The organism is Algibacter sp. Ld11 (assembly GCF_045066735.1).
Taxonomy (GTDB): domain Bacteria; phylum Bacteroidota; class Bacteroidia; order Flavobacteriales; family Flavobacteriaceae; genus Algibacter.
Genome location: NZ_JBISHH010000011.1, coordinates 133,202 through 155,512, shown reverse-complemented (window position 1 = coordinate 155,512; position 22,311 = coordinate 133,202). Strand labels below are relative to the sequence as shown.

At 32.8% G+C, this 22,311-nt stretch carries 24 protein-coding genes; 18 read left to right on the top strand and 6 right to left on the bottom strand.

Translation table 11 applies throughout. The features are described from left to right. Positions 1-55 precede the first annotated feature (55 nt). Positions 56-922: an MBL fold metallo-hydrolase gene (locus ACJJV4_RS06110; RefSeq protein WP_405292575.1), complete on the bottom strand. Its 867-nt coding sequence runs from the start codon at positions 920-922 to the stop codon at positions 56-58. 115 nt (positions 923-1,037) lie between these two features. On the opposite strand from ACJJV4_RS06110, the gene cyoE reads away from it, so the two are divergent. The 14 genes from cyoE (at position 1,038) to tsaB (ending at position 13,322) form a co-directional block, all read left to right on the top strand. After that, positions 1,038-1,931 (top strand): heme o synthase, encoded by an 894-nt coding sequence (gene cyoE, locus ACJJV4_RS06105; protein ID WP_405292574.1) that lies wholly within the window; start codon positions 1,038-1,040, stop codon positions 1,929-1,931. 2 nt (positions 1,932-1,933) lie between these two features. Continuing rightward, a complete protein-coding gene (locus tag ACJJV4_RS06100; RefSeq protein WP_405292573.1) occupies positions 1,934-2,515 on the top strand; it encodes a heme-copper oxidase subunit III in 582 nt (193 codons plus the stop codon). 316 nt (positions 2,516-2,831) lie between these two features. Then, entirely contained in the window at positions 2,832-3,803 is a 972-nt protein-coding gene (locus tag ACJJV4_RS06095) for a cytochrome c oxidase subunit 3 (protein WP_405292572.1), read from the top strand. 53 nt (positions 3,804-3,856) lie between these two features. Beyond that, positions 3,857-4,237, top strand: coding sequence for a cytochrome C oxidase subunit IV family protein (locus ACJJV4_RS06090; protein ID WP_405292571.1), 381 nt, complete (start codon positions 3,857-3,859; stop codon positions 4,235-4,237). A gap of 187 nt (positions 4,238-4,424) precedes the next feature. After that, a complete protein-coding gene (locus ACJJV4_RS06085) occupies positions 4,425-5,141 on the top strand; it encodes a hypothetical protein (protein WP_405292570.1) in 717 nt (238 codons plus the stop codon). Positions 5,142-5,150: 9 nt separating this feature from the next. Then, the gene (locus ACJJV4_RS06080; protein ID WP_405292569.1) at positions 5,151-5,894 is read left to right on the top strand and encodes an SCO family protein; all 744 of its coding nucleotides are present in this window, start codon (positions 5,151-5,153) and stop codon (positions 5,892-5,894) included. Continuing rightward, positions 5,887-6,417, top strand: a complete 531-nt coding sequence (locus ACJJV4_RS06075) for a DUF420 domain-containing protein (RefSeq protein WP_405292568.1) — start codon at positions 5,887-5,889, stop codon at positions 6,415-6,417. The genes ACJJV4_RS06080 and ACJJV4_RS06075 overlap by 8 nt, the downstream gene beginning before the upstream one ends. Positions 6,418-6,481: 64 nt before the next feature. Beyond that, the gene (locus ACJJV4_RS06070) at positions 6,482-6,700 is read left to right on the top strand and encodes a hypothetical protein (protein ID WP_405292567.1); all 219 of its coding nucleotides are present in this window, start codon (positions 6,482-6,484) and stop codon (positions 6,698-6,700) included. Positions 6,701-6,861: 161 nt separating this feature from the next. Then, a complete protein-coding gene (locus tag ACJJV4_RS06065) occupies positions 6,862-7,563 on the top strand; it encodes an ABC transporter ATP-binding protein (RefSeq protein ID WP_405292566.1) in 702 nt (233 codons plus the stop codon). Positions 7,564-7,600: 37 nt separating this feature from the next. Next, the gene (locus ACJJV4_RS06060) at positions 7,601-8,785 is read left to right on the top strand and encodes an ABC transporter permease (RefSeq protein ID WP_405292565.1); all 1,185 of its coding nucleotides are present in this window, start codon (positions 7,601-7,603) and stop codon (positions 8,783-8,785) included. 2 nt (positions 8,786-8,787) lie between these two features. Beyond that, entirely contained in the window at positions 8,788-10,032 is a 1,245-nt protein-coding gene (locus tag ACJJV4_RS06055) for an ABC transporter permease (RefSeq protein WP_405292564.1), read from the top strand. Positions 10,033-10,044: 12 nt separating this feature from the next. Beyond that, positions 10,045-11,169, top strand: a complete 1,125-nt coding sequence (locus ACJJV4_RS06050) for an efflux RND transporter periplasmic adaptor subunit (protein WP_405292563.1) — start codon at positions 10,045-10,047, stop codon at positions 11,167-11,169. Then, on the top strand, positions 11,159-12,508 hold the full coding sequence (locus ACJJV4_RS06045) for a TolC family protein (protein WP_405292562.1): 1,350 nt from the start codon (positions 11,159-11,161) through the stop codon (positions 12,506-12,508). Before ACJJV4_RS06050 ends, ACJJV4_RS06045 begins: the two co-directional genes overlap by 11 nt. A gap of 136 nt (positions 12,509-12,644) precedes the next feature. Then, positions 12,645-13,322 carry a tRNA (adenosine(37)-N6)-threonylcarbamoyltransferase complex dimerization subunit type 1 TsaB gene (tsaB, locus tag ACJJV4_RS06040; RefSeq protein ID WP_405292561.1) on the top strand — a complete coding sequence of 226 codons (678 nt, stop codon included), beginning with the start codon at positions 12,645-12,647 and terminating at the stop codon, positions 13,320-13,322. Between the two features lie 87 nt (positions 13,323-13,409). Here tsaB and ACJJV4_RS06035 read toward each other — a convergent pair whose 3' ends face one another. From ACJJV4_RS06035 to ACJJV4_RS06020, 4 genes are all read right to left on the bottom strand, one after another. Further along, entirely contained in the window at positions 13,410-14,225 is an 816-nt protein-coding gene (locus tag ACJJV4_RS06035; RefSeq protein ID WP_405292560.1) for a mechanosensitive ion channel family protein, read from the bottom strand. An 85-nt stretch (positions 14,226-14,310) separates the two neighbouring features. After that, positions 14,311-14,664: a DUF1304 domain-containing protein gene (locus ACJJV4_RS06030; RefSeq protein ID WP_405292559.1), complete on the bottom strand. Its 354-nt coding sequence runs from the start codon at positions 14,662-14,664 to the stop codon at positions 14,311-14,313. Between the two features lie 182 nt (positions 14,665-14,846). Beyond that, positions 14,847-15,047 carry a dodecin family protein gene (locus ACJJV4_RS06025; protein WP_405292558.1) on the bottom strand — a complete coding sequence of 67 codons (201 nt, stop codon included), beginning with the start codon at positions 15,045-15,047 and terminating at the stop codon, positions 14,847-14,849. 88 nt (positions 15,048-15,135) lie between these two features. Next, positions 15,136-16,038, bottom strand: a complete 903-nt coding sequence (locus ACJJV4_RS06020) for a NifU family protein (protein ID WP_405292557.1) — start codon at positions 16,036-16,038, stop codon at positions 15,136-15,138. Between the two features lie 172 nt (positions 16,039-16,210). Between ACJJV4_RS06020 and ACJJV4_RS06015 the strand changes: the two genes are divergently transcribed. Continuing rightward, positions 16,211-17,215 carry a type IX secretion system membrane protein PorP/SprF gene (locus ACJJV4_RS06015; RefSeq protein WP_405292656.1) on the top strand — a complete coding sequence of 335 codons (1,005 nt, stop codon included), beginning with the start codon at positions 16,211-16,213 and terminating at the stop codon, positions 17,213-17,215. Between the two features lie 91 nt (positions 17,216-17,306). On the opposite strand, the gene ACJJV4_RS06010 is transcribed toward ACJJV4_RS06015, so the two are convergent. Further along, positions 17,307-18,491, bottom strand: coding sequence for a vWA domain-containing protein (locus ACJJV4_RS06010; RefSeq protein WP_405292556.1), 1,185 nt, complete (start codon positions 18,489-18,491; stop codon positions 17,307-17,309). Positions 18,492-18,712: 221 nt separating this feature from the next. On the opposite strand from ACJJV4_RS06010, the gene ACJJV4_RS06005 reads away from it, so the two are divergent. The 3 genes from ACJJV4_RS06005 to ACJJV4_RS05995 are packed head-to-tail and all read left to right on the top strand — an operon-like array spanning position 18,713 to position 22,223. After that, entirely contained in the window at positions 18,713-20,890 is a 2,178-nt protein-coding gene (locus tag ACJJV4_RS06005) for a histidine kinase (RefSeq protein WP_405292555.1), read from the top strand. Positions 20,891-20,922: 32 nt separating this feature from the next. Next, the gene (locus ACJJV4_RS06000) at positions 20,923-21,657 is read left to right on the top strand and encodes a LytR/AlgR family response regulator transcription factor (protein WP_405292554.1); all 735 of its coding nucleotides are present in this window, start codon (positions 20,923-20,925) and stop codon (positions 21,655-21,657) included. Positions 21,658-21,707: 50 nt separating this feature from the next. Continuing rightward, entirely contained in the window at positions 21,708-22,223 is a 516-nt protein-coding gene (locus ACJJV4_RS05995) for a gamma carbonic anhydrase family protein (RefSeq protein ID WP_405292553.1), read from the top strand. Positions 22,224-22,311 lie beyond the last annotated feature (88 nt).

Genomic DNA, 22,311 nt, shown 5'->3' with positions numbered 1-22,311 from the left:
ACATTTTTAAAAAGCCGTTTGAAACTAATTTTTCAAACGGCTTTTATATTTTAATTTAGTTTTTTAAACTTTGGTAAACGGTACGTCTCATTTTTTCGCTGTTAATAAAATGGTCACCATAGCCTAAATCATCATATGTTTTGGTTAACAATGTGTTTGCAGAAACTTCATCTTCGGTTTTCCCATTTTTAATTTCTTTTAAAACAGCTGCTTTTACCGTCTCTAGCATGTTTAAAAATGTTAAGTATTCTGCTTTGTTAGATAAGTTTCCGTGCCCTGGAATAATTTTGGTGTCATTATCAACAACCATTAGTCCTGATTTTACTGCATTTATATAGCCGTTTATACTTCCTCCAGAATTAATATCTATATAAGGATAACGTGCGTTAAAATAAGTGTCGCCAGTATGTAAAACATTACTTTCTGTAAAATATAGCATAGCATCACCATCGGTATGAGCATTTTCAACATGAAAAAGAGCAACCTGTTCATTGTTTATTTGTATGTTTAATTTGTCGTTAAATGTAATTACGGGTATTGCCGATTTACCACTGTTTTCCAAAAGACGTGTTCTAACGTTTTCGTGTGCAATAATAGTTGCTCCTAGGTCTCCAAGGTTTTCATTACCACCAGTATGATCGCCATGATGATGCGTATTTGCTACAATCTTTATAGGCTGATCACTAAGTTTTTTTATTGCAGATATTATTTTTGGAGTTAAAGGTGCAAATTGAGTGTCTATTATTAAAACACCATCATTCCCGATTGAAACACCAATATTTCCGCCGCTACCTTCAAGCATGTAAATGTGATCTGATAGTTGTGTAGTTTTTATATTAACCTTATCGAATTTCGATTGGGCATTAATGTGAAGATTAAATAAAAGGAGGAAAATAATTAATAAGGATTTTAACAATTTCATAATAAACGGTTTTACTTTTTGTATAAAGGTATTAAAAATGCTATCAACATTGCTCAAATTATTAATATAGAGTATCTTTGCACTCGCAATATAAAATGCACTATTACAGACAAGTTTGAGCAGATCGAAAACAACTATAGAAAATCCTGGTTTAATTTCAGATTTTAAGGAAATTACAAAAATGCGATTAGCATTAAGTGTTGTGTTTTCTTCACTTGCTGGTTATTTGCTTGGTGTCGATACAGTCGATTTTAAAACCTTAACCTTACTTGCTTTTGGTGGTTATTTTATGGTAGGTGCTTCTAACGCCTATAACCAAATTATTGAAAAAGATTTGGATGCTTTAATGGATAGAACTAAGAATAGGCCTATTCCTGCAGGGCGTATGTCTGTAAACACAGCATTTGCTATAGCAACTATTTTTACCATTTTGGGTCTTGCTATTCTGTATAGTATAAACAAGCAAACTGCCATGTTTGGTGCTATTTCAATATTTCTATATACCTGTGTTTATACGCCTTTAAAAACAAAGACACCTATTTCTGTTTTTGTTGGTGCAATTCCGGGAGCTATTCCATTTATGCTTGGTTGGGTAGCGGCTACTAATGATTTTGGCATTGAGCCAGGAACGTTATTTGCTTTGCAGTTTTTCTGGCAGTTTCCGCATTTTTGGGCTATTGGTTGGTTTCTGTTTGAAGATTATAAGCGTGGAGGCTTTTTTATGTTGCCCACAGGGAAACAAGATAGAGGTACTGCTGTACAAGTTATTATGTATACTATTTGGACCATTTTAATTTCAATAATTCCTGTATTTGGATTTACTGGGCGTTTGCAACTTTCTATTGTTGCTGCAATTATTGTTTTTATACTTGGTTTGGGAATGCTTTATTATGCGATTCAATTATTTAAAAAAATGACAGAGCAATCTGCAAAACAACTTATGCTATCTAGTGTGGCTTATATTACGTTGGTGCAAATTGTTTATGTAATCGATAAATTTATAAGTTAATCATGGATTTAACTCAGGGAACAAGAGAAGAGAAAACAGGCAGAGCAAAAAAAATGATGCTTTGGTTTGGTATTATTTCGTTAATCATGTCTTTTATGGGCTGGACGAGTGCTTTTATTGTAAGTAGCTCACGTCCCGATTGGTTAAGTGATTTTAGATTGCCAAATGCTTTTATTATTAGCACCGTTGTTATTGTAGTTAGTAGTATTACTTTTTTGTTGGCAAAAAAAGCACTGAAAAATGGCCAACATAAGGCAACAAGCTTATGGTTATTAGTAACCTTAGTTTTGGGTATTGTCTTTATTTATAATCAGTTTGCTGGTTTTAGACAAATTATAGATTTGGGTTATAATTTTACAGGACCAACCAGTAATGTTACCATGTCGTACGTTTATTTAATTGCTTTAGTGCACATTTTACACGTTGTGGTAGGGTTAATTTGCCTGTTGGTTGTAATTTATAATCATTTTAAACAAAAGTATAGTGCAACTAATATGTTAGGTTTTGAGTTGGCAGCAACCTTCTGGCATTTTATAGATATTCTTTGGGTTTATTTATTTATGTTTTTATACTTTGTTGGATAGTTTTCTATAGTTTAATTGTTTGTTAAAGCCAGTTTCTAAAGGTGTTTAGCGAATTATTTATAGGAGTGATAAAACTATGGGTTTTAAGTTGGATTTTTGCAAGTTGGCCCGCGTTAGGGATTGAACGGCTTGTTTGAAATCCTTTTTGTTTTCCTAAAAAATAAAAAGATTGAGTAGTGAAAGCCCGACCCTTGGGGAACGCCCAAAGGTTTTTGAAGCAGGAATATGGGATAATAGTAATTTTTATTGTTTCATATTTTATTAGATAAATAAATTGATTATTTTTGTCCAACTTTTAAATAACAACCAATTATATATGAGTACAGCAGTAGCAGAAGGCAAAACTTGGAATGGCGGGAATGAACCGTTAAAGGCAAGTTACGGTAAAATGATGATGTGGTTTTTCATTGTTTCGGATGCTTTAACATTTTCCGGGTTTTTAGCAGCTTACGGATTTTCTAGATTTAAATTTATTGATGCTTGGCCAATTGCCGATGAAGTGTTTACTCACTTTCCCTTTTTACATGGTGTAAATGCACCAATGTATTATGTGGCGTTTATGACTTTTGTACTTATTATGTCATCGGTAACGATGGTATTGGCGGTAGATGCGGGACACCATTTAGATAAAGGAAAAGTTACTATTTACATGTTTTTAACTGTAATTGGTGGTATAATTTTCGTTGGATCTCAAGCTTGGGAATGGAATACATTTATTAAAGGCGAGTACGGTGCAGTACAAACTAAAGGTGGTAATATTTTACAGTTCGTTGATACCGAAGGTCATCGCGTAGCAGTTAAGGATTTTGTTGCTCTTGCCGACCATAAGGATAGAGCGATACATGAGAAAAAGAATGGTTTATGGTTTGTAAGTGAGTCTACTTTACCTGCCTATACTGTTGAAGAGGTTGTTAATGGGTTAGAAGCTCATGATAACGTTTTAATTAGAACTCAAATTTTAAATGAAGAAGGAGAGAAAACAGTATTGTCTAGAGCGGAGTCTTTAAAAACTTTGAAAGATAATGGAACATTATATGTTGAGGGTGCTAACTTGCACGTTAACGAATATGGTTCTCCGTTATTTGCCGATTTCTTTTTCTTTATAACAGGTTTTCACGGTTTTCACGTATTGTCGGGTGTTATTATTAATATCATTATTTTCTTTAATGTGTTATTAGGAACTTACGAAAAGCGTAAAAGCTACGAAATGGTAGAAAAAGTTGGTTTATACTGGCACTTTGTAGATTTAGTTTGGGTATTTGTATTTACATTCTTCTACCTGGTTTAATAAAAAATATATTTTTCAGTTCCTATAAATAGGAGATATAAAAAGCATTTAAAATGGCACACGAGCATAAATTAGAAATATTTAGAGGTTTAGTTAAATTTAAATCTAATACTCAAAAAATTTGGGGTGTTTTAGCATTCTTAACTCTTATAACTGTTATTGAGGTTGTATTGGGTATTATTAAACCAGAATCTTTATCTGGGCATGTTTTTGGTATGAAAGCTTTAAACTGGATTTTTATTATCTTAACTATAGTTAAAGCGTATTATATTACTTGGGATTTTATGCACATGCGTGATGAAACACCTGGTTTACGTCGTGCGGTAGTATGGACAGCTATTTTCTTAATGGCATACTTAGTATTTATTTTATTACAAGAAGGTGGATACGTTTTTAGAGTATACGATAATGGTTATATTAAAAGAGATTTTTAATATGAATTAAATTTTGAATGGTTGAGTTTTCAGCCTTTGAGATTAGATATATAAATTAATCCCGCTGAAAGGCGGGATCTTTTTTTTAAGCAATGTTATTAAGATAAATTAACAAAGTATAGACGGTTTTTAGGCCGTCTTTTTTTATTTTTGCAACATGCTAAATAAAGCCGAAAACGAGTAAGTTATGGATAGAAAAAAAGTGGGTCGCTATGCTGTATTAGGAATTTTATTTTTTCTTCCTGTTGCGTTTTTATTGATTTTATATCCTTCTACACATAACTATCAACCTTTAGACATTGTACAAGATCAGGTTTTGGATATAGATGCCTTTACATCGGATACCGATGAGCCTGTTGTTTTAAAAGATCATATTACTGTTTTGGGTTTTTTAGGTAATGACCCGATGAAAAATGCGATTGAAGCATCTAACTTAAAGGAGCTGATTTACGATAAGTTTAAGGGTTTTAAAAAGTTTCAGTTAGTAATACTAATGCCTAAAGGAACAGAGGAAGCTGTTAAGAAGCTTAAAGCGGAAATAAACTCGTATGATGATATTAGGTTCTGGCATTTTGTTTACGGTGATCCTGCGGATATTAAACGTGTTTATTTTAGTTTGAAAAGTAAGACGGATTTAAATCCCGATTTGTCTACGGCAGATGTTTTTATTATTGATAAAGATTTAAACCAACGTGGTCGCTTAGATGATAGAACTGATAAGGAACTGGAGAAAAACAGTCCAGTTTACGGGCTAAACGGATATAATTGTATTGAAGTTGCAGAAGTTAAGAATAAAATGAGCGACGATTTACGTATTGTATTTACTGAGTATAGACAAAAGCGTAAAGGCGAGTTTAATTCGGATATTAGACGAGCAAGTGATTTAAAAGGTAGTATAAAATAATTTTATAACATGAAGAAAAAGAATAACTACTCATACATTGGGATCGCTTTCGTGATTTTAGTTTTTGGAATTATTTTTATCCCAGAAATTGTAGATCGCGTTTCTAATAACGATATTTCGAGACAATCAGGAAGAAGCGATCAAAAGCAGGTGGTTCCAAAAGTTTCCGATTTAGCGTTTATTGAAATTAATGGAGAAGCTAAAAAAGTGCCAGCCTTTGCATTTACCAATCAAGATGGTAAAACGGTTACCAATAAAGATTACGAAGGTAAAGTATATGTAATAGAATTCTTTTTTACAACCTGCCCAACTATTTGCCCAAGAATGAGTATGAATTTGGTGCAAATTCAAAATACTTTTGATGGGTTTGAGGATTTTGGGGTAGCATCATTTACTATAAATCCGAGTCATGATACACAAGAGGTTTTAAAGGCTTACGCTGAAAAATACGGTATAACCAACCCAAATTGGAATTTAATGACTGGTGAAAAAGAAACTATTTATGAGTTGGCTAATACAGGTTTTAACTTGTATGCGGCTGAAGCTGAAAATGTGGCTGGGGGCTTTGAGCATTCTGGTAATTTTGCTTTAATTGATAAAAATGGATTTATAAGATCACGAACAGACGATTATGGCAACCCTATTATATATTACAGAGGTGTAGTGTCGGAGTCTGAGAAAGTGGATGACGATGGCGTAAAAGAAGAAATTAGCGCGTTAAAAGCAGATATTAAAAAACTATTGAATGAATAACGATAACAATACTTTAGACGATAAAAAATACAATAAACTTATTATTGTACTTTCTGTAGCAATACCTGTGGTTGTAGCTATTTTATTTGGCGTTAAAATTGATGCGGAATTACCTGTGTTTCTGCCACCCATTTATGCGTCTGTTAATGCATTAACAGCTCTTGTTTTGGTATTGGCTTTTATTGCTATCCAAAATAAAAAGGTAAAACTTCATGAACGTTTAATGAAGTTTGCCATACTACTATCTTTGATTTTTTTAGTGATGTACGTTGCTTACCACATGACGAGTGATTCTACTAAATATGGTGGGGAAGGCATGGCCCGTGTAGTTTACTACTTTATACTTATAACGCATATTTTACTGTCTATAGTTGTTATTCCTTTTGTGCTAATCACCTATGCTCGAGCTATTACAAATAACATTGAAAAGCATCGTAAAATTGCTAAAATTACTTTTCCGCTTTGGTTGTACGTGGCTGTATCTGGTGTGGTTGTTTTTATAATGATTTCACCTTATTATTAGTGCCTTTCGATAAGTAAGCCTAAACTGTAATCGATTTGTTAGGTTAATTTATTTTCTAAATACTATGAAAACTAAAATAATATTTTTTCTGTTTACACTGTTTTTCTTTTTAGAAACCAATGCACAATGCGCTATGTGTAGAGCTGTTTTAGAAAGTGAAGAGACTGGAGCTGCGGCCAAAGGTATAAATGATGGCATTGTGTATTTAATGGCAATACCTTATGTTTTAGTTGCAGGAATAGCCTTTGCGATATATAAAAAGTATAATAAAAAAGAAGTGTAATTATTTGATTTTGAGATTTCTATTTTGTTTTTGATGCTGTTAAAAAATTAATAATTATTTTTTTTATCGAATATTGTAACATTTCTTTGTTTGAGTAGTCTTACTATAAAGTCGTTGTTTTTAACCAAAAGAGAAACGATTTTATCAATCAATCAAAACATATGTTAGAAATCCGTCAATTGCACAAATCCTATCCCATAGGAGATTCAAGTTTACATGTTTTAAAAGGCATCGATTTATCGGTAGAAAAAGGAGAAATGGTGGCTATTATGGGCTCTTCTGGATCTGGGAAATCTACATTACTGAACATTATTGGTATGTTGGATGAAGCTGATGAAGGCGAATATATTCTAGACGGCTTACCAATAAAAAATCTTACCGAAAAGAAAGCAGCAGTTTATAGAAATAAGTTTTTAGGTTTTATTTTTCAATCATTCAATTTAATAAATTACAAATCGGCACTCGAAAACGTGGCGCTTCCTTTATACTACCAAGGTATGAAGCGAAAAGAGCGTTTGGAGTTGGCTATGTTTCATTTAGAAAAAGTAGGTTTAGCCGATTGGGCAAAGCATTTACCTAAAGAACTTTCCGGAGGGCAAAAACAGCGTGTGGCTATCGCTAGGGCTTTAGCGGCAGATCCTAAATTATTATTGGCCGATGAGCCAACGGGAGCTTTGGATACCAAAACATCTCATGAAATAATGGATTTTATCCAGCATCTTAATGATGAAGGAAAAACAATTTTAATGGTTACTCATGAAGAAGATATAGCAGCCATGTGTAAACGTAATGTTAGGCTGCGTGATGGGGTTATTATTGAAGATAGAAAAGTTGAACAAGTAAGAGCCAAGTTATATGTTTGATTTAGATCTCTGGCGAGAAATATTCCAAAGTATTAATATGAATAGAACTCGGAGTTTACTCTCTGGGTTTACGGTGGCTTTCGCTATTTTGTTATTTGCTATTTTGTTTGGTATAGCAAACGGTTTACAAAACACCTTTCAGGAGGCTTTTGGTACCGATGCCAATAATTCCATTATTATTTTTCCAGGAAGAACTACCAAGGCAAATAAAGGGATGCAGGTTGGTAGAAGAATTCAGTTTAAAAATGAAGATCGCGAATTTATAAAGGAAAAATATGGCAATAAAGTTCAGTTTATTACTTCTAAGGTAAATAAAAGTGTTAATGCTTCTTTCAAAGGCGAAAAGAATAGTTATCAACTTCGTGGTGTTTATCCCGAGTATATGTTTATTGAAAACAATGTGGTTAAGGAAGGGCGATATATCAACCAAAGCGATTTAATCAATAAAACGAAAGTAGTTGTTATTGGTAAAAAGGTTGAAGATGAATTATTCTTTAAAGAAACTGCCATTGGAAAATATATTAACCTTAGCGGAATTCAATATAAAGTAGTGGGCGTTTTTACTGATGATGAAGGTGATAGTGAAGAAAGTATTATCTACATGCCAATTACAACTATACAACGCGTTTATGGTAATAACGATTTGGTAGATTTAATACATCTAACTTACAATCCGGAAATGAATTCTACAGAAGCACTTGCTTTAGGTGTTTCAATAGAAAAAAGTTTAAAAGAAAAATTTGATGTGGCCCGTAGCGATCAACGAGCTATTCGTATCAGAAATATGGCTCAAGGTACAAAGCAGGTGGATATGATGACTACCAGTTTATCCATAATTATACTCGTTATAGGCTTTGGAACTTTAATTGCAGGTATTGTTGGTATTAGTAATATCATGATTTTTATTGTTAAAGAGCGCACCAAGGAAATTGGTATTCGTAAAGCACTAGGTGCATCACCAAGATCTATTGTTTCTATTATTTTATTAGAATCTATAATAATTACGGCTATTGCAGGATATGTGGGTTTATTGGTAGGTGTTGGTGTTTTAGAACTCGCCACACCGGTTTTAAAAGATTATTTTATAAAAGAACCAGGAGTAAGTAACAGCTTAGTAGCAGGAGCAACCATTACATTAATAGTTGCGGGAGCCATTGCAGGGTATTTACCAGCAAAACGAGCATCACAAATTAAGCCCATTGTAGCTTTAAGAAACGATTAACTATGTTTAAATTTTTACTAGAGAAAGATACCTGGCAAGAAGTTTTCGATAGCTTAAGCAAAAACAAACTAAGGTCTATTTTAACCATGGTTGGTGTTTGGTGGGGTATTTTATTACTTATTGGTTTACTAGGTTCTGCACGTGGTTTAGAGAATTCTTTTAACGTGTTGTTTGGAGATTTTGCAACTAACAGTGTTTTTGTTTGGGGGCAAAGTACTGGGAAACCTTTTAAGGGTTTTCAAGAAGGTCGAGAGGTTAAATTATCATTATCCGACGCTAAAAAAATAGAAGAAAATGTTGAAGGTATCGAGTTTGTACTTCCTAGAAATCAAAGAAGCGCAACGGTTACAAAAAACTTTTTATCTGGTAGTTTTCAAATGGCAGGCGATTATCCGCTTTTAGATCAACTTCAAAAGAAAAAATTAATACACGGCCGTTTTATCAATCAGAATGATATTGATGACAATAAAAAGATTGTAGTCATTTCAGAAGACGCTTATAAACAGCTTTATGAAAAAGATGCCGAAGTTATTGGAACCTATTTAATTATTAATGATATTAATTTTAAAGTTGTTGGAATGTTCGATTCTGGTAACGTTAATATGGGGCCATCTACAGATATGCACATTCCGTTTACTACCTATCAACAAATTTACAATCAAGGCGATCGTATAGGTTGGATGATGATTACTGGAAAACCAGAATATGATATTAAGCAAATAGAAGAAGATTCTAAATTATTACTGAAAAACTTAAATAATATCCACCCAGAAGATAAGCGTGCATTCGGAAGTTTTAATTTAGGAAAAGAGTTTTCTAAAATGACGGGCTTTTTAACCGGTATGCAATTTTTAACATGGTTTGTGGGTATTGCCACATTAATAGCAGGTGTTTTTGCTATTGGTAATATTTTATTAATAACCGTTAAAGAGCGTACTAAAGAAATTGGAGTGCGTCGTGCATTAGGTGCAACGCCATTCGAGATTAAAAGACAAATAGTTGTCGAGGCTGTGTTTTTAACATTAGTAGCAGGCCTGTTTGGTATTATTTCCGGAGGTTTAATTTTAATACTCCTCGATAATCTTTTTGGTCAGGGAGCCGATGCTGCATTAGTAAACGCATCTGTATCTATAGGTGTAGTATTTACAGCCTTATTGATATTAGTCGTTTTAGGTACTTTAATAGGCTTAATTCCAGCAACAAAAGCAACAAGTATTAAACCAATAGAAGCTTTAAGAGAAGAATAAACAATCAAAAAAATGAAAAAAACAGTAAAAATTATTGCAGTAATAGTAGTCATCTTACTATTAGCCTTAGTATTAAAGTATTTTAAGGATGCAAATTCTAAAGGTATTGAAGAGTTTAAGGTCGAGTCACCTTTTTACACATCAATTAATACAAAAGCAGTTGCCACAGGGAAATTAAACCCAGAGGAGGAGATTGAATTGAAACCTCAAATTCCTGGTATTGTAGATAAGATTTTAGTTGAAGAAGGAGACAAGGTTAAAAAAGGAGATTTAATTGCTACTATTAGAGTGGTACCAAACGAGCAAAGTTTGGTAAGCGCAAGTAGCCGTATATCATCTACTAAATTATCTTTTGAGAACTCAAAAGTATTGTACAATCGAAACAAAGCTCTTTTCGAAAAAGGTGTTATTTCTAAGCAAGATTTTGAGAACAGTGAGTTAGGTTACAATCAAGCCAAAGAAACTTACGGACAAGCGCAAAACGATTATCAAATTATAAAACAAGGTTCTATTTCTGGCGGAAGCTCGGCAAACACAAATATTGTTGCTCAAATTCCTGGTACTATTTTAGAAATTCCGGTAAGAGAAGGCGATCAAGTAATTCAAAGTAATAACTTTAATGCAGGAACAACTATTGCCACTATTGCAGATATGAGTTTAATGATTTTTGAAGGTAAAGTTGATGAGGCCGAAGTAGGAAAATTAAAAGAAGGTAAGGTGATTAAAGTTGTTTTAGGAGCTATTGCAAACAAAGAATTTCCTGCAAAATTAACGTTTGTTGCTCCAAAAGGCATTGAAGAAAACGGAGCGGTACAGTTTACTATTAAAGCTGATGTTGAAATAGATTCTACTACAAATATTAGGGCAGGGTATAGCGCTAATGCAGAAATTGACATTGAAGCTAAGGATAGTGTTTTGGCTATTAGAGAAGCGTTACTGCAGTATAATAGAATTACAGAAAAACCTTTTGTTGAAATATCTGAAGGAGATAACAAATACCGTAAAGAAAACGTAGAGTTAGGTCTGTCTGATGGTATAAATGTAGAAATACTAGAAGGCGTTAAAGAAGGCGATAAGATTAAGGTTTGGAATAAAGCATCAAAAGATAACGAAGATGAGGACGAAGATGAAAACTAAAAACACCAAGTTACAAGGTTTTAAAAGTCTTATGTTTTGTGCTGTTATGTGCGCTGCGGTTACATCTTTTTCTCAGGAAAAACTTTGGACTTTGCAAGAGTGCGTAAGTCATGCTTTAGAACATAATATTACCATAAAGCAAGCAGAAAATACACTATTGACAAACGATCAGGATATAATTGCCGCAAAAGGACAATTTTTACCATCATTAAGTGCAAGTACATCTCAAGGTTTAAGTTTAGGAACCTCTTTAGTAGCTCAAGGTATTTTCGCGAATAGAACCAGTCATTCTACTAATGTTGGTTTAAGTGTTTCTCAAACGGTTTTTAATGGTTTTAGAAATTTAAATAACAAAAAATCTGCATTGTTAAACCGCGAAACCAATGGCTTAGAACTTAACAGAATTAAAGACGATATTTCGCTTAATGTTGTAAACGCCTATTTAAATGTACTTTTTAATAAAGAAAATTTAGAAACCGCTCAGGCACAAATACTGTTTAGTGAAAAACAGCTAAATCAAGTAAAAAGCTTAGTTGATGCTGGAGTACAGCCTGCAGCTAATATTTACGATGCCGAAGCTACTTTAAGTCGTGACGAGCAACAAGTAACCTTAGCGGAAAATAATTTCAATTTAGCATTATTATCATTATCACAACTTTTACAAGTGCCTTACAATGGGTTTAATGTAGAAATAATTGATATCAATTCACCTTCTGAAGCGGTAATGTACAACAGCGTAGATCCTGTTTTAAATTATGCTTTAGAAAATAGAAATGAAATTAAAATTGCGGAAAAGAATATTGAAAGTGCAGAGTTAAATACCGAAATTTCTAAAGGAGGTTACTTGCCGTCGGCATCTTTAAGTTACGGTTTTGGTACTAATGCCTTTTATTCAAATTTAACTAATAACGAAGAAGCTTTTTTAGATCAATTAAATACGAATAAAGGACACAGTTTTAATTTAGGTATTAGCATTCCTATCTTTTCTAGATTTCAAAATAAAACAAATGTTGCAAAGTCTAAAATTCAAGAAGATAATTCTAAGCTTCGTTTAGAACAGGCGAAAATTGATTTAGAGTCTAATATCCAGCGTGCTTATACCGATGCTCAAGCAGGTTTAAAAGCGTATTTGGCAGCAAAAAAATCCTTAGAATCTCAAAATTTAGCGTTTAATAACTCTAAAGAGCGTTTTGATATTGGTGTGCTAACTGCTTTCGATTTGGAGCAAGCTCGTGTGCAACTTATAAATGCAGAATCTTCGCTAATTAATGCTAAATACGATTTCGTTTTCAAAACAAAAGTATTAGATTTTTACATGGGTAAATCGTTAGTAAAATAGTTCTCGGTTCTCAATTTTAAATAATAAATTAAGGCTGTCATTTTAAATAAATGATAGCCTTTTTACTTTTTATAGAGTAGTAATATTTTTCTAATAATAAAAACAATATTTTTGCAATTCCAATGAAAATGAAAACATGAGTACATTTATATTAAATATAGAAACAGCAACTACAAATTGCTCGGTATCCATTGCAAAAGATGGTGAAACTATTGTTTTAAAAGAAGATAACGATAAAAGTTATTCGCATGCCGAAAGACTTCATGTTTATATAGACGAAGCCTTAAAAGAAGCTGGGATTGATTCTGTAGATTTAAGCGCGATAGCGATTAGTAAAGGCCCAGGATCTTATACGGGATTGCGTATTGGAGTTTCTACAGCAAAAGGGCTCTGTTTCGCTTTAGGTAAACCTTTAATTTCTGTACCAACACTAGAAGCTCTTGCTTATAAAGTGCAATTAGAAAATGGTGTTATTGTGAGTATGTTAGATGCCCGACGTATGGAAGTGTATTCTGCTATTTACGATTCTAATTATAATGAAATAAGAACAACTGAAGCTCAGATTTTAGATGAAAACGCTTTCGCGGAAAATTTACAGAACGGAAAAGTCTATTTTATAGGAAATGGTGTTGATAAAACAAAAGCACTTATTACAAACCTGAATGCCATTTTTATTGAAGATAAATTACCATCGGCTAATGAAATGAGTGCCTTGGCTTTTAAAAAATATCAAAATAATGATTTTGAAGATGTGGCTTATTTTGAACCTTATTATTTAAAAGATTTTGTGGCTTTAAAGCCAAAGAAAAAATAATAGAATTATTTATTTTGAATATAAAAAAAAGCCCTGATAGTTTTAACCATCAGGGCTTTTTAAATTAATAAGTTTTAAACTAAATGCTTATCCTTCTTTATGTATTTCAACTTGGTGTGGGTAAGGAATTTCAATTCCAGCCGCATCAAGAGCTTCTTTTACATTTTCAGTAATACCAAAATAAACATCCCAGTAATCTGCAGTTGTACACCATGGTCTTACAGCAAAATTAATTGAGCTATCGGCTAATTCCGATACATTTACAGTAGGAGCAGGGTTTTGTAATACTTTAGGGTGCGATGTTAATACATCCATAAGTACTTGTTTTGTTTTCTTAATATCAGAGTCGTAACCAACACCGAACGTTAAGTCTACACGACGAGTTCCTTCTGTAGTATAATTGATAATATTTCCGTTTGATAAAGATCCGTTTGGAATAATAATTTCTCTATTAGATAGGCCAGTTAATTTTGTAGTAAAGATTTCAATTTCCTTTACAACTCCAATTTCACCTTGAGCTTCAATTAAATCACCAATTTTAATAGGTTTAAAAATCATAAGTAAAACACCTCCGGCAAAATTCCCTAAAGAACCTTGTAAAGCTAAACCAACAGCTAAACCTGCTGCTGCTATAATGGCTGCAAAAGATGTAGTTTCTACACCAACGGTACCTAGAACAACAATGATTAAAACAATTTTTAATCCCCAGCCAGCTAAGTTTAATAAGAATTTTTGAAGGCTTACATCGTAATTTCCTTTAGACATTACCTTTTCGGCTGCCTTTAATATTTTCTTAATAACCCAAGAGCCAATAATCCATATGACAATGGCGCCAATAATTTTAATGCCATAATCTGCCGCTAGAGCAATCCATTTTTCTGTGTCAATGTTTTCTAAATCCATAATTTTTGTTGATTTTTTGTTTTGCAAAATTAAAAACTATAATGTTGTTTAATTAATTTATAATGATAAAAAAATATTAAATGTTTTAAGCTATACTTAATATAAGCGCAATAATGGCAGGGATAGACTGAAAGTAAAAAAGCTTAGGCTGTTTGGTTGAATAAGCGCCGTAAACTCCTGCAATAGTTACACATATTAAAAAGAAATGGATAAATGCTTGATTTTCTATAAAAACCGCAAAGAGAATGCCAGCGGCAATGAAGCCATTATACAAGCCTTGGTTTGCCGCTAAAACCTTAGTTTCTTCGGCAAATGCTTTCGATTTAATCCCGAATGATTTTATGGTTCTAGGTTTTGTCCAAAAAAACATTTCTAAAGTTAAAAAGTAAATGTGTTCTATGGCAACAAAGCAGGTGAAAATAAGTGCTAAGGATTTCATATTAAGTTTTTATTTTAGTTGCAACAATATGTTAAAGTTGTACCATTAAATCTTGTTAAAGTTAGTAAAATAATTACCTATAGTATTTAGTCCTTTTTTTTTATAAGTCAGCTTAAAGTTAAAATGATAAAAAAAGCATCCTAAGTAAATTATAGAATGCTTTTTTATTTTAAGTATAACTTTTAGTTTACTTCAAAAGTTATTTTTAAATTTACTCTAAAATCTGCTACTTCACCATCCTTAACGCTTGCGCTTTGGTCTTGAACATATACAGAACGAATATTTTTCACGCTTTTTGCTGCGTGTTTTACTGCTTTTCTAGTTGCATCTTCCCAGCTTTTTTCTGAGTTTGCTAATACTTCAATTACTTTTAATACTGCCATAATGTTTAATTTATTGGGTTAAAAAATAGTTGTCTCAATAACAGAGACCGTTATTAAGTAAGACCCTAAATAAATTAAAACGTCACTATTAACCATTAATAGCTTCTACCATTGCTACTTTTCCTGGAAGCATTTCTTTTAGCATGTTTTCAATACCACTTTTTAGAGTGTAAGTAGACGATGGGCAACCGCTACAAGCACCTTGTAAAAGTACGCTTACATTTTTGGTGTCTTCATCGTAAGAAATAAATTGGATATTTCCTCCATCACTAGCTACGGCAGGTTTTACATATTCTTCAAGAATATTTATAATTTCTTTAGAGGTGTCGTCGAGCGTATCAAAATGTGTATCTACTTGTTCTGTAGATTTTTTTAAAGTTTCAACAGCTTCGGGCACAACAATTTCTTTTCCGTCTTCAATATAACTTCTTATAAATTCACGAAGTTCTAATGTTATTTCTCCCCATTCTGCAATGTCATACTTTGTGACAGATACATAGTTTTCGTCAAGAAAAACACTTTTCACGAAAGGAAAATGAAATAATTCGGTTGCCAAAGGTGAAAGTTTAGCTTCATCAATAGAAGTGAACTCAAAAAGTGCAGCTACAATTTTTTTATTAGCTACAAATTTAATTACAGCAGGGTTTGGTGTGCTTTCTGCGTAGACAGTAACAGGAACTTTTTTAGATACAGCAGTTTCTTCAACTACAACACCGCCATCATTTAAATAGGCTTCTATTTGTTCGGCCATTTCATCTTGGACGTCTGTCCACTCTACAATGCTATAACGCTCAACAGCAACAAAATTACCAGATATGTAAACCTTTTTTACAAATGGTAAGTAAAATAATTGCTGCGCTAAAGGCGATTTTTTAGCTTCGTCTATATTATTAAATTCAAAACTTTGGTGCTGTGTAATGAATTGATTTAACTCAAATTTTACTATGCTATCGTTAGATGTTTCTTTAACAGAAACCTTGAAATTACTCATTTTAACTATTTTTTTACAAAAATACTAAAAGAAAACTTTAGATATCCATATATTTGAGTTTTGTTGCCCGATTGTAGGAGAGAACTAAGTAATGATTTACTATTAAGTTTGAGGCTATAATTTTTTGATAATGAAGGCGTTTATAATAGCAAAAATACCTCGTGTACAAGTTATGAGATTAAAATTTAGTTTTGTGGTAATTGCAAGCATGTTATTTTCCAACATGGCAACTTCTCAAGAAGGATTACCAATTTATACAGATTATCTAACCGATAATTATTATTTAATCCATCCATCGATGGCTGGTGCTGCAAATTGTGCTAAGTTACGTCTTACGGCGCGTCAACAATGGTTTGGGCAAGAAGATGCTCCGAAGTTAATGACTATGAGTGTAAATAGCCGTATTGGAGATACGCCATCTGCAGTTGGTGGTATTTTGTATACCGATAAAAATGGATATCATTCTCAAACGGGTGCCTATGCAACTTATGCACATCATCTTATGTTTTCGAGGTCTCCAGTAGATTTAAACATGCTTTCTTTTGGTTTAAGTGCTGGAATTATTCAGTATAAATTAGATGAAACTTCTTTTCTTTTCGATGGTCCAGATCCAATTATTGATGGTACGGTGCAAAGCGAAACAAACTTTAATTTAGATTTTGGGTTTTCTTACCAATTTTTAGATTTTTATGCACATGGTACAGTAAAGAACTTAGTTAAAAACTCAGGAATTAATAGCGACCAAAATATTACAAGTAACTTAAGACGATACCTGTTTTCCTTAGGTGCTGTTTTTGGTAAATATGGTAGTTCTTGGAGTTATGAGCCGTCGTTAATGTTTCAATATCGTGATGCTACAAAAGAGGGCGGTATTGATATTAATGCTAAGGCTTACAAGCAAATGGATTTCGGGAAAGTTTGGGGTGGTATTTCATATCGTCAAAGTACTGATGGTGCAGAATACTTAACAACAAGTAATTCGGTTAAAAGTCAAAAGCTACAGCAAATAACACCAATTTTGGGTGTAAACTATAATCAGTTTATGTTCGCTTATACCTACACCTATCAGTCTAATTCTTTGGTGTTCACAAATGGTGGGTTTCATCAATTTACATTAGGGTATAATTTTAATTGCAGAAAAGAAGCTTACCACTGTAACTGTCCAGCAGTTAATTAAAAATAATTTTTATTAGAATTCATTATAAAAGAGTAAATCCCGCCAATTTTTGGTGGGATTTACTCTTTTTAGAAAGATTTATGCCGGTATTTTATTTATTCCAGCTATAGTTTTTCTTTTTAGCTTGAGCCTTTATTGCATTCGTCATGGCATTTTCTAAACCGTTTTCGCCTTCTATTTTTTGTTTCGAAATATAGGCTTTACGTTTAGAGTTTAGTTGTTGTATTTCATTTTGAATTTGTGTACGTTCCTTGCGTTTGATTTCAATGTAGCTTTTAATTTCATTAGCAGATTTTCCTTTTAATTCAGTCGGTAATGCATCGTCTTTTAAGTCGGAAATAATAACTTCTTCCATTTCATCTGCATCAACCAAATCCCACGATTTGTTTTTGTATAAGTGTGAACTTTTACTCACAGATCTACTCACAGCATTTGCTTTACTGTAACCTGCGGCGTTTTTATCTTGCTCAGCCTGCATTTCCATTTTGCGTTGGCCTTTTACGCCGTAAATTACGTAAGTGTTGTTTAGTTTTTTATTTAAAATTAAAATCGCATCGTCATAAGGTGATGCTATATGTACTGTTTTAGTATTTTGCTCAATCGCCATATAATCGCCTTGTGTTAACTCCGCACCAGCCTTCCATTTGCTAGAAATGCCTTGTCTGTAATTTCCGCAAAAAATGGTATTTACCGTAACATCTTTTTCGTTAGCATTTGCGCTAGCATCTTGGTAATTTACTTTACCTTGTGTAAAGGCTTCGTTTCCTGCGATAAAAATAAGTTTTAAATCGTCTGGGTTTTTGCCCCATTCTAATTGGCTTAAAGAAGTTTGAATAACTTGTCCGCAATATTCTTCCCCACCGTTTGTAGTTAACGAGAATAGCTCTTTAGAAATATCATCCAAATCATCACTAAAGGCTAAAACCTGTTTAATGTAGCCTTTGTCTGCGTTTAAATTATCATTTCCATATTCATATAATGCAATTTGTAAGTTTGGTTTATTGGTGCCACATTTAGCATACGACAATTCGTTTACAATATCCCAAAGCTGCGCCTTAGCTTGGTCTATTAATCCATCCATGCTATTACTAGTATCTAATAAAAGAGCCACCTTAATAAATTGTTTATTAGATGCTTCGTGGTTCATTTTATTTTCAACTTCGCGCTCAACGCTATGTTCAGCATAAAGTTCAGGTTGTTTTTTTGTGTTGGCATTGCAAGAAGTGAAACCAATTAATGCAGTGCAAAAGGCTATTGTTTTTAAGTGCGTTTTCATAGTGTTTTTGTTTTTTTAATGAGAAAGATTTCAATACTGTAAAGCTAAAATCAATTAACTGAAGAATAAAATGAGAATGAGTAAGGGAGGCATTTAAATACGTGATATTAACTTTTAAATGAGTAAAGGCAACTTTTTGGTTGGTAAAAGACACTTTTTTCTAAAAGCATCATTTTATTATACCAAGTAAAGTGCGTAAGTTTATCATTGTAAAAATTATAATGAAGACTTTATTTAAACATATCACTATTTTAAGCGTTTTACTATGCTGTACTTTTACAAAGGCGCAGATTAGTAATACATTTAATACAAAAGGAGAACGCTTTACAGTGCGGGGTTCTGTGATAGAAAGTGATACTAGAAAACCCATTTCCGATGTAAACATTGAAGTTAATGGAGGCGGATATGCTACAACCGACATTATGGGCGATTTTCGAATTGAAGTTCGAATAGGTGATGAGCTTACTATTAGGTATAAAGATTTTGAAACCGTTTATTATACCATTAAAAGTAACGAACGCATAGAGGTGCAAGTGGAAACGAACAATGTCGATAAGGTTTTCTCTAAATATAGTAAGCGGTCTCGTAGTAATCCTGAATCTTTTAAATCGCTTATCGATTCTGCAGATGTCTATTTAAAAAAAGATGCTCGAAAAAGTATTCAGTTTATTTCTGATGCTTTGTTAGAAACCAATTCTGCTAAAGAAAACAGTATAGCATACGAAACTTTAGGGGATGTGTATTTGTATTGGAAACAGTACGATTTAGCTGTGTATAACTACCGAATAAGCATGCAAAGTACAGAAACTAATGAGGTATCTTTAAAACTGGCAAATGCTTATAAGTTCAACAAAAACTATCAAGAAAGTATTCAGGTCTATCAGACCATCAACAAAAGAGAACTTACCAACTGGCAATTAGTGTCGCTTTATGAAGGTTTGGGCGATGTGTATTTGTTAATCCAGAATTTTGATAAATCTATTGAATATTATACCGAAGGGTTATCTATAGCGAAAACACATTTAATAAAGCCTAAGGAAACCGATTTAAACTCTAAAATAGCTCAGGTTTACAGCGCAAAAGGAGATTCAGACAAGGCCAAAGGGTTTTTCTACAAATCGCTTAACTTGGCAAATAGTGAAAATAAAAAACGCGCTGTTTCTGAAAAATTAAAAGTAGCCGATTTTCAAAATGATATTAATGATTATTCCGAAGAAATTCAACTAAGGAAAGAAGCACTCAATACTATCAATGAGATTGAAACCGATTCGGTCTTCGATAATGAAAGTGCATTAACACCGCAAAAACAAAATTATAAAATAGGGAATGCTTATGCTTCTCAAGGCGATGTGGCAAACGCAATAAGCTATCTCGAAAAAAGTATTGAAGAAGCAGAAAGTAAAGAGGATTTAATAGTGAAAAAAGATGCTAAAAGAAAGCTCTCTGAAGTTTACGAATCTGCAGAAGATTATGAGAAATCTTTAAAAGCTTTTCAGGATTATGTAGATTTAGTAGATCAGGTTTATGCAAAAAAAGAGCAACAAATTTCGCAAGCGGCTCGTTTTAGTAAAGAGCTCGTAAGTAAGCAAAACAGAATAACTAGTTTAGAAAGCGATCGCGAATTATCAGAAAGTAAATACCAACTTTCAACCGAGCAAACCAAACGTCAAAAACTTATTATTTATTCATTAATTGGAGGTTTAGTTTTGTTATTATTGGGTGCTTTTTTTATGTTTAAATATATAAAACAACAACGTTTAGCAAATAATTTATTAGCATTGAAAAGCTTACGCAGTCAAATGAATCCGCACTTTATTTTTAATGCACTTAATTCTGTTAATAGTTTTATTGCATCTAATGATGAGCGAACGGCCAATAAATATTTAACCGATTTTTCACTACTTATGCGAGCTGTTTTAGAGAATAGTGAGCAAGATTTTATTCCTTTAGAAAAAGAAATAAAGCTATTAGAACTTTATACTAAGCTAGAGCATTTTAGGTTTAAAGATAAATTTGATTATAGTATTAGAGTAGATGAGAACATAAATGTGAACGATTTTGTTATCCCGCCTATGTTATTGCAACCTTATATAGAAAATGCCGTATGGCATGGTTTACGCTATAAAAAAACAAAGGGAAGTTTAGAAATAACAATCGCGCAATCCAAACCGGATGAAATAACTATTAGCATTACAGATGATGGTATTGGTCGTGAAAAATCTAAAGCATTAAAAACTGAGCATCAGCAAAAACAAAACTCAAAAGGTATGGGTAATATTAAAAAGCGTGTGTCTATCTTAAACACGATGTACAAAGATAAAGTGGATGTTTCTATTAGTAATTTTCAAGATGAAGAGGATACGGGAACACAAGTTAGTGTAACCCTAAAAAAAGATTAAACGTTTATATTTAAAAAATCAAATTTAGAGATATGAAATTATCCTCAATAATTGTTGAAGACGAAGAAACTAGTCGAGAGATTCTAAAGAATTACTTAAAAAAATATTGTCCAAATGTTGTTATTTTAGGTGAAGCGTCGAACGTTGAGGAAGCGTTGGTTTTAATTCGAAACAACGATTTAGATTTAGTGTTTTTAGATGTAGAAATGCCTTATGGAAATGCCTTTGATTTGCTAGATAAGGTAGGCGATGTTAATTTTGAAACCGTATTCGTAACCGCATACAATCATTATGCAATAGAGGCTTTAAATGCCCATGCGAGCTATTATTTAATGAAACCTATTTCTATTGACGAACTTATAAAAGCTGTTGATTACGTTGCAGAAATTAAGATTAAAGAAAATGCTTTACAAGATGAAATATTAGTACCTAAAACAAATAGTATTACGGGTAAAATTACTATTCCGCAGCTCGATGGTTTTGAGGTTCTAGAAACAGCTGATATTTTGTATTGCAAAGCCGATGATAATTACACTGAAATTTATTTAAGCAACAATAAAAAGAAATTGGTGAGTAAAACGCTTAAGTATTTTGAAGACGCTTTGAGCAATTCTGGCTTTGTTCGTGTGCATAAATCATACTTGGTAAACGTAAACGAAGTTGTAAAATATTTGAAGGGAAAGGGAGGTAGTGTTTTACTTAGTAACGGAAAAGAAATAATGGTTTCTGCATCGAAAAAGGCTCATTTACTATCATATTTTAAATAAGTTCACGATATTATTTCCGCGAAAGCGTAACCTATAAAATTTAATAAATTATGCCCATTATAAAAACAATAAACGGAAAAACACCAAAGTTGCCAAGCGACTGTTATATCGCCGAAAATGCTGTAATAGTTGGGGATGTTACCGTAGGAAATGCATGTAGCATTTGGTTTAGTGCCGTGATTCGAGGAGACGTTCATTACATCAAAATGGGCAATAAAGTAAATGTGCAAGATGGAGCTGTAATACATGCTACCTTCCAGAAATCGCCAACAACCATAGGTAATAATGTGTCTATTGGGCATAATGCTATTGTACACGGCTGCACTATTCAAGATAATGTTTTAGTTGGTATGGGGAGTATAATTATGGACGATTGCGTTATTGAAAGTAACAGTATTATTGCAGCTGGAGCTGTTGTTACTAAAAACACACGTGTTGAATCGGGTAGTATTTACGCTGGTGTACCTGCTAAGAAAGTTAAAGATATAAGTGAAGAGTTAATATCAGGAGAAATAAACCGCATTGCCGAAAACTACATAAAATATTCGAGTTGGTTTAAGGAGTAATTTGTTGAACTAAAATTATTGAGACCTTTATTATTTGAATATAACCTAGTGCTGTGTATTCTATAAAATGGAGCTAAAGTTTTAATAC

Excerpts from the sequence above, each read along its gene's own strand:
- ACJJV4_RS06065 (WP_405292566.1), top strand. The coding sequence starts at position 6,862 with ATGTTAGAAATCCGTCAATTGCACAAATCCTATCCCATAGGAGATTCA.
- tsaB (WP_405292561.1), top strand. The coding sequence starts at position 12,645 with ATGAGTACATTTATATTAAATATAGAAACAGCAACTACAAATTGCTCG.
- ACJJV4_RS06035 (WP_405292560.1), bottom strand. The coding sequence starts at position 14,225 with ATGGATTTAGAAAACATTGACACAGAAAAATGGATTGCTCTAGCGGCA.
- ACJJV4_RS06110 (WP_405292575.1), bottom strand. The coding sequence starts at position 922 with ATGAAATTGTTAAAATCCTTATTAATTATTTTCCTCCTTTTATTTAAT.
- ACJJV4_RS06095 (WP_405292572.1), top strand. The coding sequence starts at position 2,832 with ATGAGTACAGCAGTAGCAGAAGGCAAAACTTGGAATGGCGGGAATGAA.
- ACJJV4_RS06000 (WP_405292554.1), top strand. The coding sequence starts at position 20,923 with ATGAAATTATCCTCAATAATTGTTGAAGACGAAGAAACTAGTCGAGAG.
- ACJJV4_RS06005 (WP_405292555.1), top strand. The coding sequence starts at position 18,713 with ATGAAGACTTTATTTAAACATATCACTATTTTAAGCGTTTTACTATGC.
- ACJJV4_RS06045 (WP_405292562.1), top strand. The coding sequence starts at position 11,159 with ATGAAAACTAAAAACACCAAGTTACAAGGTTTTAAAAGTCTTATGTTT.
- ACJJV4_RS06060 (WP_405292565.1), top strand. The coding sequence starts at position 7,601 with ATGAATAGAACTCGGAGTTTACTCTCTGGGTTTACGGTGGCTTTCGCT.
- ACJJV4_RS06025 (WP_405292558.1), bottom strand. The coding sequence starts at position 15,047 with ATGGCAGTATTAAAAGTAATTGAAGTATTAGCAAACTCAGAAAAAAGC.
- ACJJV4_RS06030 (WP_405292559.1), bottom strand. The coding sequence starts at position 14,664 with ATGAAATCCTTAGCACTTATTTTCACCTGCTTTGTTGCCATAGAACAC.
- ACJJV4_RS06010 (WP_405292556.1), bottom strand. The coding sequence starts at position 18,491 with ATGAAAACGCACTTAAAAACAATAGCCTTTTGCACTGCATTAATTGGT.
- ACJJV4_RS06015 (WP_405292656.1), top strand. The coding sequence starts at position 16,211 with ATGAGATTAAAATTTAGTTTTGTGGTAATTGCAAGCATGTTATTTTCC.
- ACJJV4_RS06070 (WP_405292567.1), top strand. The coding sequence starts at position 6,482 with ATGAAAACTAAAATAATATTTTTTCTGTTTACACTGTTTTTCTTTTTA.
- ACJJV4_RS05995 (WP_405292553.1), top strand. The coding sequence starts at position 21,708 with ATGCCCATTATAAAAACAATAAACGGAAAAACACCAAAGTTGCCAAGC.
- ACJJV4_RS06090 (WP_405292571.1), top strand. The coding sequence starts at position 3,857 with ATGGCACACGAGCATAAATTAGAAATATTTAGAGGTTTAGTTAAATTT.
- ACJJV4_RS06080 (WP_405292569.1), top strand. The coding sequence starts at position 5,151 with ATGAAGAAAAAGAATAACTACTCATACATTGGGATCGCTTTCGTGATT.
- ACJJV4_RS06020 (WP_405292557.1), bottom strand. The coding sequence starts at position 16,038 with ATGAGTAATTTCAAGGTTTCTGTTAAAGAAACATCTAACGATAGCATA.
- ACJJV4_RS06100 (WP_405292573.1), top strand. The coding sequence starts at position 1,934 with ATGGATTTAACTCAGGGAACAAGAGAAGAGAAAACAGGCAGAGCAAAA.
- ACJJV4_RS06055 (WP_405292564.1), top strand. The coding sequence starts at position 8,788 with ATGTTTAAATTTTTACTAGAGAAAGATACCTGGCAAGAAGTTTTCGAT.
- ACJJV4_RS06050 (WP_405292563.1), top strand. The coding sequence starts at position 10,045 with ATGAAAAAAACAGTAAAAATTATTGCAGTAATAGTAGTCATCTTACTA.
- ACJJV4_RS06075 (WP_405292568.1), top strand. The coding sequence starts at position 5,887 with ATGAATAACGATAACAATACTTTAGACGATAAAAAATACAATAAACTT.
- ACJJV4_RS06085 (WP_405292570.1), top strand. The coding sequence starts at position 4,425 with ATGGATAGAAAAAAAGTGGGTCGCTATGCTGTATTAGGAATTTTATTT.